General features: G+C 67.6%; 17 protein-coding genes. 2 read left to right on the top strand and 15 right to left on the bottom strand.

Annotated elements, in window-relative coordinates; all coding sequences use genetic code 11:
- Positions 1-4 precede the first annotated feature (4 nt).
- From trpD to RKE40_RS05160, 6 genes are all read right to left on the bottom strand, one after another.
- A complete protein-coding gene (trpD, locus tag RKE40_RS05185; RefSeq protein WP_316017172.1) occupies positions 5-1,018 on the bottom strand; it encodes an anthranilate phosphoribosyltransferase in 1,014 nt (337 codons plus the stop codon).
- A gap of 14 nt (positions 1,019-1,032) precedes the next feature.
- Positions 1,033-1,650, bottom strand: coding sequence for an anthranilate synthase component II (locus RKE40_RS05180; RefSeq protein WP_316017171.1), 618 nt, complete (start codon positions 1,648-1,650; stop codon positions 1,033-1,035).
- A gap of 143 nt (positions 1,651-1,793) precedes the next feature.
- Positions 1,794-2,324: a DUF1579 domain-containing protein gene (locus RKE40_RS05175; protein WP_316017170.1), complete on the bottom strand. Its 531-nt coding sequence runs from the start codon at positions 2,322-2,324 to the stop codon at positions 1,794-1,796.
- A 104-nt stretch (positions 2,325-2,428) separates the two neighbouring features.
- Positions 2,429-2,848: a DoxX family protein gene (locus RKE40_RS05170; RefSeq protein ID WP_316017169.1), complete on the bottom strand. Its 420-nt coding sequence runs from the start codon at positions 2,846-2,848 to the stop codon at positions 2,429-2,431.
- 116 nt (positions 2,849-2,964) lie between these two features.
- Positions 2,965-3,390: a VOC family protein gene (locus RKE40_RS05165; protein WP_316017168.1), complete on the bottom strand. Its 426-nt coding sequence runs from the start codon at positions 3,388-3,390 to the stop codon at positions 2,965-2,967.
- Positions 3,391-3,534: 144 nt separating this feature from the next.
- Positions 3,535-3,951, bottom strand: coding sequence for a VOC family protein (locus RKE40_RS05160; RefSeq protein ID WP_316017167.1), 417 nt, complete (start codon positions 3,949-3,951; stop codon positions 3,535-3,537).
- Between the two features lie 106 nt (positions 3,952-4,057).
- Between RKE40_RS05160 and RKE40_RS05155 the strand changes: the two genes are divergently transcribed.
- Positions 4,058-4,567 carry a MarR family winged helix-turn-helix transcriptional regulator gene (locus RKE40_RS05155; protein ID WP_316017166.1) on the top strand — a complete coding sequence of 170 codons (510 nt, stop codon included), beginning with the start codon at positions 4,058-4,060 and terminating at the stop codon, positions 4,565-4,567.
- Between the two features lie 111 nt (positions 4,568-4,678).
- Here the strand turns inward: RKE40_RS05155 and RKE40_RS05150 are convergent, their stop codons facing one another.
- The 4 genes from RKE40_RS05150 to RKE40_RS05135 all read right to left on the bottom strand — a co-directional run bounded on the left by RKE40_RS05150 (position 4,679) and on the right by RKE40_RS05135 (position 8,786).
- Entirely contained in the window at positions 4,679-5,941 is a 1,263-nt protein-coding gene (locus RKE40_RS05150) for an RNA polymerase sigma factor (protein WP_316017165.1), read from the bottom strand.
- A gap of 2 nt (positions 5,942-5,943) precedes the next feature.
- Entirely contained in the window at positions 5,944-6,309 is a 366-nt protein-coding gene (locus RKE40_RS05145) for a YciI family protein (protein ID WP_316017164.1), read from the bottom strand.
- 217 nt (positions 6,310-6,526) lie between these two features.
- Positions 6,527-7,561: an aldo/keto reductase gene (locus RKE40_RS05140; RefSeq protein WP_316017163.1), complete on the bottom strand. Its 1,035-nt coding sequence runs from the start codon at positions 7,559-7,561 to the stop codon at positions 6,527-6,529.
- Positions 7,562-7,595: 34 nt separating this feature from the next.
- Positions 7,596-8,786, bottom strand: coding sequence for an MFS transporter (locus tag RKE40_RS05135; RefSeq protein WP_316017162.1), 1,191 nt, complete (start codon positions 8,784-8,786; stop codon positions 7,596-7,598).
- 104 nt (positions 8,787-8,890) lie between these two features.
- Here RKE40_RS05135 and RKE40_RS05130 point away from each other — a divergent pair, with 104 nt between their 5' ends.
- Entirely contained in the window at positions 8,891-9,805 is a 915-nt protein-coding gene (locus tag RKE40_RS05130) for a LysR family transcriptional regulator (RefSeq protein ID WP_316017161.1), read from the top strand.
- 236 nt (positions 9,806-10,041) lie between these two features.
- Here RKE40_RS05130 and RKE40_RS05125 read toward each other — a convergent pair whose 3' ends face one another.
- The 5 genes from RKE40_RS05125 to RKE40_RS05105 form a co-directional block, all read right to left on the bottom strand.
- The gene (locus RKE40_RS05125) at positions 10,042-10,836 is read right to left on the bottom strand and encodes an ABC transporter ATP-binding protein (protein WP_316017160.1); all 795 of its coding nucleotides are present in this window, start codon (positions 10,834-10,836) and stop codon (positions 10,042-10,044) included.
- On the bottom strand, positions 10,833-11,756 hold the full coding sequence (locus tag RKE40_RS05120; protein ID WP_316017159.1) for an ABC transporter permease: 924 nt from the start codon (positions 11,754-11,756) through the stop codon (positions 10,833-10,835). The genes RKE40_RS05125 and RKE40_RS05120 overlap by 4 nt, the downstream gene beginning before the upstream one ends.
- Positions 11,757-11,837: 81 nt before the next feature.
- The gene (locus RKE40_RS05115; RefSeq protein WP_316017158.1) at positions 11,838-12,815 is read right to left on the bottom strand and encodes an ABC transporter substrate-binding protein; all 978 of its coding nucleotides are present in this window, start codon (positions 12,813-12,815) and stop codon (positions 11,838-11,840) included.
- Positions 12,816-13,033: 218 nt separating this feature from the next.
- Entirely contained in the window at positions 13,034-14,548 is a 1,515-nt protein-coding gene (gene trpE / locus RKE40_RS05110; RefSeq protein ID WP_316017157.1) for an anthranilate synthase component I, read from the bottom strand.
- A gap of 11 nt (positions 14,549-14,559) precedes the next feature.
- Positions 14,560-16,473 carry a SurA N-terminal domain-containing protein gene (locus RKE40_RS05105; RefSeq protein ID WP_316017156.1) on the bottom strand — a complete coding sequence of 638 codons (1,914 nt, stop codon included), beginning with the start codon at positions 16,471-16,473 and terminating at the stop codon, positions 14,560-14,562.
- Positions 16,474-16,477: the final 4 nt, after the last annotated feature.

Genomic DNA, 16,477 nt, shown 5'->3' with positions numbered 1-16,477 from the left:
TGCCTCAGGCGTTCGAGCTGGCGACGAGCGCGGCGAGCACGCCCTTGGCCTTGCCGCTGTCGAGGGCCTGATAGGCCTGGGCGAGGCCATCACCGAGCGCGCCGGCCTTGCCGGCGACGACGAGGGCTGCCGCGGCATTGAAGGCTGCGATGTCGCGGAAGGCGCTCTTCTTGCCGTCGAGCACGTCCTGCAGGGCCTTGGCGTTCTGCTCCGGCTCGCCGCCGCGCAGATCCTCGGACTTCGCCCGGGCGATGCCGACATCCTCGGGCGAAATCGAGAAGCTCTCGATCTTGCCGTCCTTGAGCGCGACGACGCGGGTCGGGCCGGTGGTGGTGATCTCGTCGAGCCCGTCCGAGCCATGCACGGCCCAGATCGACTGCGAGCCGAGCGAGGCGAGCACCTTCACCATCGGCTCGAGCCAGGTCTCCGAGAAGGCCCCGACGAGCTGCTTCTTCACCCCGGCCGGATTGGAGAGCGGCCCGACGAGGTTGAAGATCGTGCGGGTGCCGAGCTCGGTGCGCACCGGCGCGACATGGCGCATCGAGGCGTGATGGGCGGGGGCGAACATGAAGCCGACGCCGGCATCGCGGATGCTGCGCTCGATCCCGGCGGGCTCGAGCCCGACCTTGACGCCGAGCGCCGTCAGCACGTCCGCCGCGCCGGAGCGCGAGGACGCCGCGCGGTTGCCATGCTTGGCGACCGGCACGCCGCAGGCGGCGGTGATGATCGAGGCCAGGGTCGAGACGTTGTAGGAACCCGACGCATCGCCGCCGGTGCCGACGATGTCGATCGCCTCGGCCGGGGCCGAAACGGTGAGCATGCGGGCGCGCATCGCGCTGACCGCGCCGGCGATCTCTTCGGTGCTCTCGCCGCGAACGCGCAGCGCCATCAGGAAGGCGGCGGCCTGGGCGTTGGTGACGCCGCCCGAAAGCATGGTCTCGAAGGCGTCGCGGGCCTCCTCGCGCGAAAGCGAGGCGCCGGTCGCGACCTTGGCGATGAAGGGCTTGAAGTCTTCCATGGGAACTCGATCGATCAGGCTGTCGCGGAAAGGGCGGCGGAGTCGGACGCGGCCGACCATCGTTCGGCGAGATCGAGGAAATTGCGCAGGATCGTCGCGCCGTGCTCCGAGGCAATGCTTTCCGGATGGAACTGCACGCCGTGCACCGGCAGCTCGCGATGCGAGAGCGCCATGATCATGCCGTCGCCGGATTCCGCCTCGATCGAGAGCACCTCCGGGCAGGTTTCGCGCTTCACCACCAGCGAGTGGTAGCGCGTCGCCTCGAGCGGGCCGTTGATGCCGTGGAACAGGCCGCGTGCGCGGTGCGTGACGGTCGAGACCTTGCCGTGCATCGGCAGCGGTGCGCGCACGACCTCGCCGCCGAAGACCTGGCCGATCGTCTGCAGGCCGAGGCAGACGCCGAACATTGGCACCTTGCCGGCGCCTTCGCGCACGAGGTCGAGGCAGATGCCGGCTTCGGTCGGCGTGCACGGGCCGGGCGAGAGCACGATCGCGCCGTGGCCGCCGGAAAGCGCCTCCGCGACCGTCAGCGAGTCGTTGCGGCGAACTTCGACCTCGGCTCCGAGCCCGCCGATCAGGTGGACCAGGTTCCAGGTGAAGCTGTCGTAATTGTCGATCAGCAGGATGCGCATCGCCGTCCGGGGCCGTCCCCACCCGTTGTCATTGCGATTGCACATGGCCCCGAACGCGCGTGCGGGTCAAGCACGAGGGCGCGGAGCCGGCCGGCCCGCGCCCTCGTCCAATCGTTGCCGCAGCTGCGTGCGGCGCCCTGGCGCTACCGCTTGCGGCGGTAATGCGCGGTCATGAAGCTGTGCCACGTCCCATCCGGGCCCTGTGCCTGCGATGACAGGGTATGATGGTCGTCGCTCTTGATCTCGAGGATGTCCTGATACTTCGCGGTCTTGCCCGGCGTGGTGAAGTCGGGACCTTCCGTGTCGAGGGTGAGGATCTTGCCGGAAGCGTCGAGCTTGCCGGAATAGACCCACTGATTGGACATCATCGAGCCGATGAAGCTGCCGACGAACACGCTCTTCAGGGCATCGTAGCCGAGGGTCAACCGGGTCTGGGCCGGCGAACCGTCCGGCATCTTGCTGTGGCCGTCTCCGACGATCCAGAGTCCGCCGAACGAGGTCGTCGAATGGGTGCCGCTCGACTTCATCGGCGGCTGGTCAGGGCCCATCAGGCAGTCGGCCTCATAGGTCCATTCACCGACGAGCTTGTGCAGCCATTCATGCTCCTGCTGCGGCTTGGCCGGCATGCACCCGGAGAAGTCCTGCGTCTTTTCGGCTTCAGCGATATTCGACATGGCGTGTTCCTCCTGTGTTGGCGCCTCCGAGAAGGCTTGCTGAAGAAGGTGCGACGGCTTTCCGTCAGTTTGCGACAGGATGGGGCCGCTTATTTGGCGAGCGGTCAGGTTTCTGCACGCAAGGGGATCATGCGGCGCAACTTTGTGTCGCGCAGGTAGAGCCCGCCCCAGGCGAGCAGGCCGAGATAGAGGCCGAAGAAGAGATGGCTGAAGAGCGGGCTGCCGACGCGCAGATGCGTCGCCATGGCGCCGCCGAGCAGTCCGGTGAGCAGGATCGCGCCGAGAATGCTGGTCCGCGGCAGCGCGTAGAGCAGGGCGATCGCCAGCGTCATCACGCCAAGCCCGCGTGCCAGCTCGGGCGACGCGGAGTAGCCGAGCTGCTGCATGGTCTCGGTCACCACCGAGAGCGGGGCGAGCTTGATGCCTCCGTCGAAGATCAGGAAGGCGACGACCAGCCCGCTCATCACGCGGCCGAGCCAGAGCATTGCCGGAGCTGTAGCGGTGTCTTGGATGTCCGAATGCATGGTCTTCTCCGGAACGGGCATGGCTTGATCGGGCATGGCTTCGCTGGCCCGGCGCATGCGGAGCTGCCGGCTGAAGCGCACGAGATGGGGGGCGCCGGCCTCGCGCCGGCGCGCCGTTACTTGACCGCGGAGACCAGGGCCCAGAGGAAGCCGAACGGGTCGCGATACTGGCCGTAGCGGTCGCCCCAGAACATCACCTCGACCGGGGTGACGACCTCCATGCCGGCATCGACGCCGCGCTTCCACCAGAAGTCGATATCGTCGACGCGCAGGGTCAGCGTGCAGCCCTGCGGCTGCTGCCAGGGATAGCCGTACTCGGGATAGGGGTCGCTCAGCATCAGCGAGCCGCCATTGATGTAGAGGTGGATGTGCATGGTGCGGCCCTTCTCGTCGACCGGCTGGCGGGCGACTTCCTCGGCGCCGAACGCCTTCTGGTAGAATTCGGAGGCCTTCACCGCGCCGTCGACGCTGATGTAGGGCACGACGCCGCCGCGGGTTTCGGGCTGGGCTTCGGGCTTCTGGGCGGTTGCTGCTTGCGACATGGCGAAACTCCCTCTTTTGCTGCTGTTGGACGTTGGTTTCGTCTCTGCCGGCCGGTTTTTCCGGAGGCCTGACGCTAGGACGTTGGCGACCTGGCTAAGCCGACAAAGGTCGTGGATTATTTTTCGAAAGGCCGGTCTTGGCGCTCATTCGGCTCCTTTGAGCTCGATCGCGTTGCCGTCCGGATCCCGGATGTAGATCGCCTGACCTTCGCCCTCGGCGCCGTAGCGCGAGCCGGCTGCGACGATGGCGATGCCGTGGCGCTCCAGGTGGGCGCGCAGGCCGGCTTCGTCGAAAGGCCTGATCCCCAGGCAGATATGGTCGACATTGCGCCCCTCGGCGCCCGGCGCCGCGCCGCCGGCGCGGCCGAGCGGGCCGGCGACGTCGACGAGATCGATCAGCGAGCGGCCGGCGCGCAATTGCACCAGCCCGAGCTCATCCTGCCGGCGTTCCACCGGGCAGCCGAGAACGTCCTGGTAGAAGCCGAGCATGCGGGCGGTGTCGGCGGTGCGGAACACCACATGGTCGAGCCCGGCGAGCGTGAACGGAACTTGTGCTGGCATCGCTGCCTCCATTTATCTTGATGTCGAGATAAATCCCTTGTTGTCTTGACGTCAAGATATATCTGGCGTCTCTGCTGACAGGATCGGACAGGAGCTGGAGATCGGGATGGACGGTGCGGTTGAAGAGCGGCAGGACCATGTCGATCGGCTGCGGGCGCAATGGGCGCGCGAACTGCCGGATCTCGACACCAGCCCGATGGCGGTGATCGGCCGCGCCAGGCGGATCACCTTGCGGCTGCGACCGGGCATCGAGGCGGTCTTCGCCCGTCACGGCCTCGATGCCGGCGAGTTCGATGTGATCTCGACCCTGCTGCGCTCGGGCGAGCCCTGGCAGCTGACGCCGACCGCGCTCTACCAGACGCTGATGATCTCCTCCGGCGGGCTGACGGCGCGCCTCAATCGGCTGGAGGCGGCCGGGCTGATCCGGCGCCGCGAGGCGCAGGAGGACCGGCGCAGCCTCCTGGTCGAGCTGACCGAGACCGGCCGGGCCAAGGCCGAGGCGGCCTTCCGTGAGGACATGGCGCTGGAGCGCCGGCTGCTCAGCGGACTGGACGCGGCAGAACAGGCCGAGCTCGCCCGCTTGCTGACGAGGCTGGCACTGAGCCTTGAAAGTTAATTCAGTATGGGAGAATGCTGGTACAAGCCTTTGTAACTGCGAGCTACAGCAGACTGTTCAGGCGGCCGATGAGGCGCCTCACAACCAGCGCGTCGCGAACCGGTCGCGCACTCAGCTTGCGCTGGATACGCCGCTGTCCTGCATGAGCCGGTCGATATGCAGCCTGATATGGGCCGCCTCGCTGGCACTGTTCGCAAGGGCGATCGCCCGGTCGAAGGCGATCCGTGCCTCGCGGCCGCGGCCGAGCTGCAGCAATAGCCCGCCTTTCAGGCCAAAGAAGTGGAAGTAGCCGGAGAGCGATGCTTCCAGCGGTTCCACGAGCGCGAGCGCAGCTTCGGGACCGCGCAGCTTGGCGACGGCAACCGCACGGTTCAGCGTTACGACGGGCGAGGGCTGAATGTGCTCCAGCGTGGCGTAGAGCAGGTCGATCCGCGCCCAGTCGGTCTCCTCAGGCCGCGCCGCGCGGGCATGGACCGCCGCTATCGCGGCCTGGATCTGGTAGGGGCCAGGCCGCTGGTGGCGCATGGCCTTGTCGATCAGGGCGAGGCCTTCCGCGATCAGGTGCCGGTCCCATAGTGCCCGGTCCTGATCGTCGAGCAGCACGATCGCCCCGCTGTTGTCGAGACGGGCTGCCGAGCGCGCGTGCTGGAGCAGCATCAGCGCTGCGAGCCCCATGATCTCGGGCTCGGTCGGGAACAGCCTGAGCAGCAACCGCGCCAGGCGGATCGCTTCCTCGCTGAACGGCCGGCGGCGGTCGGCTTCCGCGCCCGAGGCGGAATAGCCTTCGTTGAAGACGAGGTAGAGCATCGCCGCGACCGCCGCCAGCCGTTCGCCGCGCTCGACAGGGCCGGGCGCTTCGAACGGCACCTCGGCGGCGGCGATCCGCGCCTTGGCCCGGGTGATGCGTTGCTCCATCGCGCTTTCGCCGACGAGAAAGGCCCGGGCGATCTGCTTGACGCTCAGCCCCGAGACGATGCGCAGCGCGAGTGCGACCTGCTGCGTTGCAGGCAAATCGGGATGGCAGCAGATGAACAGCAGCCGCAGGATGTCGTCGCGGTAGTGGGCCCCGTCGAGCCGCTCGGCGACATCGCTTTCGGCATCGCCGAGGTCGGAGATCTGGTCGTCCTGCGGCAACGGTTCCTGTTTCTTCTGTCGCCTGACCTGATCGAGCGCGACATTGCGGCCGACGAAGATCAGCCAGGCGGTTGGGTCGCGCGGCGGCCCGTTCTGCGGCCAGGTCTTGAGCGCCCTGAGGCAGGCCTCCTGATAGGCCTCCTCGGCGATGTCGAGATCGCGGAAATAGCGCAGCAATGCGCTGATCGCCTGGGCGCGGGCCGCAAGCAGCGCCGCATCGATCCAGGCGAGATCGGCCATTTTCAGACTCCGGCCGGATAGTAGACCGCAAGCGGGCGAACCTCGAAGGCGCCGCCGGGATTGGCCTCGCCGAGCTCGCGCGCGATGCCGAGCGCCTCGTCGAGATCGGCGACGTCGACGATGTAGAAGCCGAGGAACTGCTCCTTGGTCTCGGCGAAGGGGCCGTCGAGGATAAGCGGCGCGTCACGATCCTTGCGCAGGGTCGTCGCAGCCGTGGTCGGCAGCAGGCGCGCGACGGGGCCGAGCTTGCCTTCCTTGGCGATGCGGTGGCGGACCTTTTCGAGGCGGCCCATGACCTCCTCGTTCTGCTCCTTCGTCCAGGCCGTGACGACCTCTTCGGAATGATAGCAAAGGATGGCGTAGTGCATCGGCGGCTCCTCTCATGGCCAAGGACGTGTGGCCGGGCCCGCAGCCGACAGGCGGGAGCGCAAAAAATCAAGCCGCGTCGATGTTCCCTAGACCAAGTCGTCCCGGGCGACCGAAGGGAGGCCCGGGATCCATGCCTGAACCTCGCTGGGAAGGCTCTGGAATGGATCCCGGATCTCCGCTTCGCTGCGTCCGGGACGACCGAGACGGTTTGTCGTATCAAACCGCCGGCGGGTTTAGCCGGGCAAAGCCCTCCTGGCGATGATACGGGAAGGCAGGGTACGGTGGCACCGTCGCGCTCGCGGTGTCGAGCCTCGCGATCTGCTCCGGCGTCAAGGCCCAGCCGACGGCGCCGAGATTGTCACGCAATTGCTGCTCGTTGCGGGCGCCGATGATCACCGAGGCGACGGTCGGGCGCTGCAGCAGCCAGTTGATCGCGATCTGAGGCACCGTCCTGCCGGTCTCCTTGGCGAGTTCGTCGAGCACGTCGACGATGGCATAGAGCTTCTCGTCGTCAACCGGCGGGCCGAAATCGGCGGTCTGGTGCAGGCGGCTGCCTTCCGGCAGCGGCTGGCCGCGCCTGATCTTGCCGGTCAGGCGGCCCCAGCCGAGCGGGCTCCAGACCAGCGCGCCGACGCCCTGGTCGAGGCCGAGCGGCATCAGGTCGAACTCGTAGTCGCGGCCGACCAGCGAATAGTAGACCTGATGGGCGACATAGCGCGGGAAGCCGTGCTTCTCGGCGAGCGCGAGCGACTTCATCAGCTGCCAGCCGGCGAAGTTGGAGACGCCGATCTGGCGGATCTTGCCGGCGCGGACCAGCGCATCGAGCGTCGAGAGCACCTCCTCGATCGGGGTGAAGGCATCGAAGGCGTGGAGCTGAAGCAGGTCGATATGATCGCTGCCGAGCCGGCGGAGCGCGGCTTCGGTGCCGTCGATCAGCCGGCTGCGCGAGGAGCCCGCATCGTTGGGGCCATCGCCCATCGGCAGCGTCATCTTGGTCGAGATCAGGACCTTGTCGCGCCGGCCCTTGATCGCCGCGCCAAGAATCTCCTCGGAGGCGCCGTTCGAGTAGACGTCGGCGGTATCGAACAGGTTGAGCCCAGCCTCGAGGCAGATGTCGACGAGACGGGTCGCCTCCTTGGCATCGCTGGTGCCCCAGGCGCTGAAGAGCGGGCCCTGGCCGCCGAAGGTGCCGGCGCCGAAGCTGAGGGCGGGAACCTTGAGGCCGGAGCGGCCGAGATATCTGTAGTCCATGGTTCAGTTCCTTATGCGAAGTCTTTGATAAAGCTCACTGCGGGCAGGAAGCGGGGGCGGTCTGCAGCACCAACCGCTGGCGCTTGTCGAGGCGCAGGCTGATCACTGCCAGAACCAGGCTCGCCAGCGGCACCAAGGCGGCGACCCAGGTCACGCCGGCAAGGCCCGGGCCATGGTCGATGGTGACGCCACCGAGCCAGGCGCCGAAGGCATTGCCGAGGTTGAAGGCGGCGATGTTGAGGCTGGAGGCGAGATTACGCCCAGCTGGCCCGGCCTTGTCGAGCACGCGCATCTGCAAGGGCGCGACAGTAGCGAAGGCCGCCGCGCCGATCAGCCCGACGAAGATCGTCACAGCGACGGGCGAGCGCAGCGTCGCCGTCATGGCGAAGAGCACGATGGCAAGGGCCGCCGTGGTCGCGAGCAGGGCGACCGGCAGGTTGCGGTCGGCGAGCTTGCCGCCGAGCATGTTGCCGACGATCAGGCCGAGGCCGAAGAGCAGAAGGATCGGCGAGACCGCTTCCTGCGAGAAGCCGGTGATCTCGACCAGGATCGGCTGGATATAGGTGAAGACCGCGAAGACGCCGCCGAAGCCGAGCACGGTCATGGCGAGGCCGAGCAGCACCTGCGGATCGGCCAGCGTCGCGATCTCCTGGCGTAGCGGCGCGACCTCGGCCTTGCCCTTGTCGGCCGGGACGAGACGAGCGAGCACCAGCATGGCGATGACGCCGATGACGGCGATGGTCCAGAAGGTGGCGCGCCAGCCGAAGTTTAGGCCGAGCCAAGCGCCTGCGGGCACACCGAGCAGGGTCGCGATGGTGAGGCCGGTGAACATCACGGCAATGGCCGAGGCCTTCTTGTCCTCGGGGACGAGGCTGGTCGCGACGACGGAGCCGACGCCGAAGAAGGTGCCGTGCGCCAGCGAGGTGACGATGCGCGCCGCCATCAACAGGCTATAGCTCGGTGCGAGCGCACAGGCGATGTTGCCGAGCGTGAAGATCGCCATCAGCAGGATCAGCACCTGCTTGCGCGGCAGATTGCGGGTGGCGAGGGTCAGCACCGGCGCGCCGACGAAGACGCCGAGCGCATAGCCGGAGATCAGCAGGCCGGCCATCGCGACCGAAACCTGCAGGTCGCCGGCAACCTGCAAGAGCAGGCCCATGATGACGAATTCGGTGGTGCCGATGCCGAAGGCACCGGCGGTGAGGGCATAGACGGCAATGGGCATTGGACGCTCCGCGCCAGGCAAGAGAAGTGTCCTCGCCAGATGGTGCAATGCAGTGTCTTGAACTAGGATGCCGCCCGTAACATCACTTGTGACTTGAGTTCATCATGGCAACGCTGCTCAGCAACCGCTCCGGCGAGATGGAAGTGTTCGCGGCCGTGGTCGAGCGCGGCGGCTTCTCCGCCGCTGCCAAGCTCTTCGGCATGACGCCATCGGCCGTCAGCAAACTGGTCACAAGGCTGGAGGGCAGGCTTGGCGCAAGGCTGATCAACCGCTCGACACGCAAGCTGCAACTGACTGCGGAAGGCCAGGCTTTCCACCAGCGCTGCGTTGCCATTCTCTCGGACATCGCCGAAGCCGAGGCTGAGGCCGCGGCCGGACGCGCGCCGCGCGGCCGGGTTCGGGTCAACGCCAATGTCGCCTTCGGCAACCAAATTCTGCTGCCGCTGCTGCCGGCATTCCTCGCCGAGCATCCCGAGCTCTCGGTCGATCTCGTCTTCACCGACCAGGTCGTCGACCTGATCGAGGAGCGGGCCGACATCGCGATCCGGGTCGCGCCAGGCCCCTTGCGCGGCAACCAGTTGATGGCGCGCAAGATCGGTGAAAGCGCCGTCGCCGTCGTCGCTTCGCCCGCCTATCTCGCCCGCCATGGCGAGCCAAAGACGCCGGCCGATCTGGCGAAGCACAACCTGATCGGCTTCAATTTCGCCCGTTCTGTGGAGGGCTGGCCCTTTCGCGTCGACGGTGCGCTGATCTCGATCGCCGCGGTCGGCAACACCCAGGTCGGCGACGGCGAGATCGCGCGCCAGCTCGCCGTCGCCGGTGTCGGGCTCGCCCGGCTCGGGCGCTTCCATACCCAGGCCGAGGTCGCCGCAGGGCGGCTCGTCACAGTGCTGGAGGACTTCAACCCCGGCGACATCGAGGTGATCCACGCCGTCTATCTCGGGCAGGGTGGCTTCGTGCCGGCGCGGATGCGCGCCTTCATCGATTTCCTGGCGCGGAATGTGAAGATTCGAGCCTGAAGGCACGGCCGTCACTCCGGGGCAGCCGAAGGCCTGAGTCCGGAACGCATGAACACAGCCCTTTTCCGTCATGGTCGGGCTTGTCCCGACCATCCACGTCTTTGCATCATTGATCAGCTGCGGTGTCCAAGACGTGGATGCTCGCCACAAGGGCGAGCATGACGAGCTGGAGCGATGTCGCGGTCATGGCTTCCGGGTTCGCCGCTTCGCGGCGCCCCGGAATGACGGTAGGAGTCTCAGCTCAGCAGCAGGCTGTCGTCCGAGAGTTCCTCGCCGCGCACCTGCTTGAACAGGCGCAGCAGGTCGGGAACGTCCATCGCCTTGCGGCGCTCGCCGGCGATGTCGAAGACGACCTTGCCCTCGTGCAGCATCACGGTGCGGCTGCCATGGTCGAGCGCGTCGCGCATCGAATGGGTGACCATCAGCGCGGTCAGCTTCTGCTCCTCGACGATGCGCCGGGTCAGGTCGAGGACGAAGGCGGCGGTGCGCGGGTCGAGCGCGGCAGTGTGCTCGTCGAGCAGCAAGGTCTTGGTTCCCGCCAGCGTCGACATCAGCAGGCTGACCGCCTGGCGCTGCCCGCCCGACAGGAGCCCCATCGAATCACCGAGACGATCTTCCAGTCCGAGCCCCAGCATCGCCAGCTTGTCGCGGAACAGGGTCCGGCGTGATGCGTCGAGTGCGGCGCCGAGGCCGCGGGTGCGGCCGCGTGCCTGGGCCAGCGCCATGTTCTCCTCGATCGTCAGGCGCTCGCAGGTGCCGGCCATCGGGTCCTGGAAGACGCGGGCGATCAGGCCTGCGCGCTTCGGCGTCGGCCAGCGCGTCACATCGATGCCGTCGACCTCGACCGTGCCGCTCTCGGCCCGGGCGTCGCCGCTCAGAACATTGAGCAATGTCGACTTGCCGGCACCGTTCGAGCCGATGACGGTGACGAATTCGCCATCGGCGACCTTCAGGTCGAGGCCGCGCAGCGCGCGGTTCTCAAGCGGCGTGCCGCGCCCGAAGGTGACGTGAACGTCCCGGACGCTGATCATGGCGCGCTCCGCTTGAACAGGCCGCGCAGTGGGTTGGCAACACCAGGCAGCATCAGGGCGATGCCGACCAGAACAGCGGTGACGAGGTTAAGGTCGGAGGCGCGCAGGCCGAGCCAGCCGGCGTTCAAAGCGAGCGCAATGGCGAGACGATAGGCGATGGCGCCGATCAGGCAGGAGAACACCGCGATCACGATCGAGCGCGTGCGGAAGATCGTCTCGCCGAGGATGACGGCGGCAAGGCCGGCGATGATGGTGCCGGTGCCGATGCTGACATCGGCGAAGCCCGCCGTCTGCGCGAACAGGGCGCCGGCCAGTGCGACGAGGCCGTTCGACAGGGCGACGCCGACATAGACATGCATGTCGGTACGGATGCCTTGCGCCCGCGCCATGCGCGGATTGGCGCCGGTGGCGCGCATCGCCAGGCCGAATTCGGTCTTGAGGAAGCGCGCGAGCAAAGCGGCGATCACGGTGACGATGATCAGAAGGGCCAGCACGCGCAGGGTCGGGCGGCTCGGCAGCCCGGTCGCGGCGATCAGCGGGTTCAGCCAGGTGAAGAGGTCGATCACCGTCGGCCAGTTCATCAGCGGGATGTTCGGCACCCCCATCACCCGCAGATTGATCGAGAACAGAGCCGTCATCGTCAGGATGCCGGCGAGCAGGTGCAGGATCGAAAAGCGGATGTTGAGCCAGGCGGTGACCGTGCCGGCGAGGCAGCCGGCGACGATCGCCGCCAGCGTGGCGAAGACGGGATTGACGCCGCCCGCGATCATCGCCGCTGCTACGGCGGCGCCGAGCGGCAAGGTCCCGTCGACCGTCAGGTCGGGGAAGTCGAGCACGCGGAAGGTGATGTAGACGCCGAGCGCCACGAGAGCGAACACCAGTCCGATCTCGATGGCGCCCAGAGTGGCGATGAGACTCATCGGTCGCCCTGCTTGTTCTTGTCGGAAACGGCGAGATAGGCGGCCGTTGGAGGCGGCGGCGCGTTGCGCCGCCGCTTCACGTCAGTTGATGACCTGCTTGGCGCGCGCCAGCACGGCCGGCGGAACGGTCACGCCCATGGCGGCGGCGGCCTTGGCGTTGATCACGAGGTTGCTGCCGCTGGCATTGGCAACCGGAATGGTGCCGGGCTTTTCGCCCTTGAGGACGCGAACGACCACCGCTCCCGTCTCGACGCCAACCTGGAAATAGTCGAAGCCGATCGAGGCGACCGAGCCCTTCTGGACCGACTCGGTGTCGCCGGTGAAGACCGGCAGCTTGTTGTCGGCGCCGACGGCGAGCACGGTGCCGAGCGCCGAGATGATGGTGTTGTCGGTCGGCAGATAGATCGCATCGACCTTGCCGACGAGGCTCTGCGCTGCGGCGGAGACATCGGCCGTGCGGCCGGCCGAGGCCTCGACGATCTGGAGGCTGCGGGCCGGCGCCAGCGCCTTGACGGCGTTGAGCAGCGCGACGCTGTTGGCCTCGCCGGGATTGAAGACGACGCCGATCTTCTTGGCCGCGGGCACCAGCTCCTTGATCAGATCGAACTGGGCTTCGAGCGGCGAGAAGTCGGAGATGCCGGTGACGTTGCCACCGGGCGCCTTGCGGTCCTTGACGATCTGGGCCGCGACAGGGTCGGTCACGGCGGTGAAGACCACCGGAATCGTCTGCGTCGCCGTCACCATCGCCTGGGCGGAAGGGGTCGCAATCGCGACGATCACGTTCGGGTTCTCGCCGGCGAATTTCTGGGCGATCTGCGCCGCCGTCGCCGGGGAGCCCTGAGCCGATTCATAGCGGAAGGTCAGGTTGGCGCCGTCCTTGTAACCGGCCTCCTCCAGCGCCTTCTTGACGCCGTCGCGGGCGGCATCGAGCGCCGGATGCTCGACAATGGCGGTGACCGCGACCGTCACCTTCTGCTGGGCCTGCTGCGCGAATGCGGCCGTCCCGGCCAGAAGCGCCAGGGCAAGACCGCTGCCGATCATGGTTGCGCGCAAACGCATGGTGTTCTCTCCATCGGTTGCCGGTGCCCACCGCGCTGACTTCATTCCTCGGCAGCGGGGCAGGGCCGGTTGTGATTGCCGTGCGGGCCAGTCGGAAAAAATCCAATATCAGGGGCCGTGGCCTCGACTTGGGCCACTATGCGCGGCCAAAATCGCGGCGTGCAAGTGAGTTGGCCGCATGGCTCGCCGGTGCGGGCGCATATGACGAACAGCCCGGCTCACTGCCCGCGGCGGCTGCGCGCGGCGAAGCGCACTGCCTCCTCCGCGGCCTTGAACAGCGCCTTGGCCTTGTTGACGCATTCGGTCTGCTCGGAGGCCGGGTTGGAATCGTAGACGATGCCGGCGCCGGCCTGGACCTGCATGCGCCTGTCCTGGACGACGGCGGTGCGCAGGACGATGCAGGTGTCCATCTCGCCATTGGCGCCGAAATATCCGATGCAACCGGCATAGGCGCCACGGCGGTCCTTCTCCAGCTCGTCGATGATCTCCATCGCCCGGACCTTCGGCGCGCCGGAGACGGTGCCGGCCGGGAAGCCGGCGATCAGCGCCGACAGCGCGTCATGCTGCGGGGCGAGGCGGCCCTCGACGTTCGAGACGATGTGCATCACCTGGCTGTAGCGCTCGATGAAGAACGAATCCGTGACGCGCACACTGCCGATCTCGGCGACCCGGCCGACATCGTTGCGGCCGAGGTCGAGCAGCATCAGATGCTCGGCGCGCTCCTTCGGATCGGCCAGCAGATCTTCCGCCAGGGCGGCGTCGGCGGCCGGCGTCGCGCCGCGTGGACGGGTGCCGGCGATCGGGCGGATGGTGACGTTGCCGTCGCGCATCCGGACCAGGATCTCCGGGCTGGAGCAGACGATCTGGAAGTCTTCGAAGTCGAGATAGCAGAGGAACGGCGCCGGATTGATCCGGCGCAGCGCCCGGTAGAGCGCAAAGGGCGGCAGCTCGAAGGGCGCTTCGAAACGCTGCGACAGCACGACCTGGAAGATGTCGCCGGCGCGGATGTACTCCTGCGCCCGCAGCACCATCGCCTCGTACTCGGCCTCGCTGGTGTTCGAGACCGGCTCGGGATGGGAGAGCCCGGCAATGTCGACCCCGGCTTCGGCGGGCAGAGGGGATTCCAGCGCGCTGACCACCGCCTCGAGCCGCTCCTGCGCCTGCTCACGGGCGATCCGTGCCGACACCCCAGGTTGATGCCGCACCGGCGTCACCACGGTGATCTCGTCGCGCACAGAGTCGAAGACCACCATCAGCGTCGGCCGCATCAGGATCGCATCAGGGACGCCGACGCCGGTTTCCTTCGGTTCCGCCAGGCGCTCCATCAGGCGCACCATGTCGTAGCCGAGATAGCCGAACACGCCTGCCGCCATCGGCGGCAGCCCGTCCTGGTCCGGAATCGCGCTCTCCGCCAGCAGCGAGCGCAGGCTCTCGAAGGCAGGGCGGGCATCGGGCAGGAAGGCATCGCCGAGCGCCGGCCGGCACAGCGCGCTCTGGCCGTGATGGCAGCGCCAGATCAGGTCGGGCTCCAGCCCGATCATCGAGTAGCGCCCGCGCACCGCGCCGCCCTCGACCGATTCGAGCAGGAAGGCCGGCCCCTTGCCGGCATGGCGCAGCTTCATGAAGGCCGCGACGGGCGTCTCGCAGTCGCCGACGAGGCTCAGCGTCACCAACTGGGGCTGGCCGGCGTCGTAGGCGGCGGTGAAACGTTCGAGGTCGAAGGCCGACGCCATGCTCGGAACTCTCAGTTCTGCGTGCCGCCGGTCGCGTTGCGGAAGGCGGCCTGGTTCAGCGTGACCCCGAGATCCTTCTGCAGCTTGCGGACGTACTGGGTCAGGACGTCGTCGCTCACGCTCGAGGTGAACAGGCGCACGAAGTTCTCAGCTTCTTCGGTGGTGCGCATATAGGGGGGCACCGTCGCCGCCTTGACCTGGAACAGGATGCGGCCTGTTCCATCGACCGAGGCCGAGGCGCTCTTGCCGACCGGCGTGCCGAAGATCAGCGAGACGACGTTCTGGGGCAGGGCATCGCTCTGGTCCTGGCGGCCGAGGCCGTTCGCCTCCTCGGGCTTGAGGCCGGCGGCGGTCACCACCGTTGCGAAGGCTTCCCCGGCATCGAGGCGCTGGATCAGTTCGCGCGCCTTGGCGGCGAGCTTGGCGGAGACCTCGTCGGCGCGCCACTGGCGCTCGACCTCGGCCTTGACCTCGTCGAAGCTGCGATCGCGCGGCGGATCGATCTTGGTGACCTCGAACCAGACATAGCCGCCATTATTGGGCAGGCGGATCGCCTCGTTGTCGACACCGATATCCGAGCCGAAGATCGCGGTCAGGGTCGCGCTGCCGCCGGGGAGCTGGGTGTCCTGCGTGCCGTCGGGCTTGCGCAGGCTGGAATCGACCGGTCCGAGCGGCCGGATGGTCATCCCGAACTCCTGGGCAATCTCGGAGAGCGGCCGGGCCGAGGCGCGCTGGTCCTCGATCTTGTCGTGGAGCTCGGTCATCAGGGCCGCAGCCTTGCTGGTCGCGACCTCCTTGCGGACCTCGTCGGCAACTTCCTCGAAGCTCTTGAGGCGCGCCGGCTCGATCTCGGTGACACGCAGCAGCACCGGGCCGAAGCCGCCCTGGACCGGCGCGCTGACCGCGGCCTGGGCGAGGGCGAAGGCGGCATCGCGCACGGCGGGGTCGAACAGGCCTTCGCGAGCGAAGGTGCCGAGCGCGAGGTCGGCCTCGGCGATGTTGCGGGCGGCGGCGATCGCCTCGAAGGTTTCGCCGGCGTCGATCCTTGCCTTGGCGGCCTGCGCCTCCTCCATGCTCGGGAAGGCGATCTGCTGGATCGTGCGGCGCTCGGGCGAGCCGTAGCGCTGGGTCTTGACCGTTTCGTAATGGGCCTTGGCGTCCGACTCGGAGACCTTGGCCGGATCGGCGAGGGTATCCGCCGTCAATGCCAACACATTGGCGCTGCGGAACTCCGGAGCCCGGAAGGACGTCTTACGCTCCTCGAAATAGCGCTTGAGCACGTCTTCGGCGGGGGCGGCGATCTCGCCAGCCGCCGTCTCGGGAATCACCGCATAGGCGACGTCACGCCGCTCGTTGCGAAGCCGGTGACCGAGCTCCTGGAGGGCGACCGGGGCGGAGATCCCGCCGATCACCATCTCGGCGAGCTCCTGGCGCATCGTCGCGGCGCGCTGCTCGCGCACGAAGGCCTGCTCGGTCAGGCCGATCGCCCGCAGCAGCTCGTTGAAGCGGTTGCGATCGAAGGCGCCGGCGGCGTTCTTCATGTTCGGGTCGTTGAAGATCACGTCGCGGACCGTGTCGTCGGAGACGGCGAGCCCCATCCGGTCACCGACCTGATCGAGAGTCGCCTCGGTGATCAGCCGCGACAGGACGCGCTGGTCGAGGCCGATCGCGCGGGCCATTTCGGGCGTGATCTGGCGCCGCTGCTGACGCGTCAGCAGCTGGACCTCGTTCTGATAGGCCGTGCGCATCTGCTCGATGGTGATCTCGCGCTTGCCGATCATCGCGACGGCATTGCGGCCATAGCCCTGGAAGATGTCGCCGATGCCCCAGATCGCGAAGGAAAAGATCAGGAACCCGAACATCAAGGCAATCAGGAGCTTGCCGACCAGGCTTTGCCCCGCCTTGCGGATGCCCTGCATCATCATCTTG

Source organism: Allobosea rubneri (assembly GCF_032464875.1).
In the GTDB taxonomy this organism is placed as follows: domain Bacteria; phylum Pseudomonadota; class Alphaproteobacteria; order Rhizobiales; family Beijerinckiaceae; genus Allobosea; species Allobosea rubneri.
The sequence above is the reverse complement of the archived record's forward strand: the minus strand, read 5'-3'. Positions and strand labels throughout refer to the sequence as shown.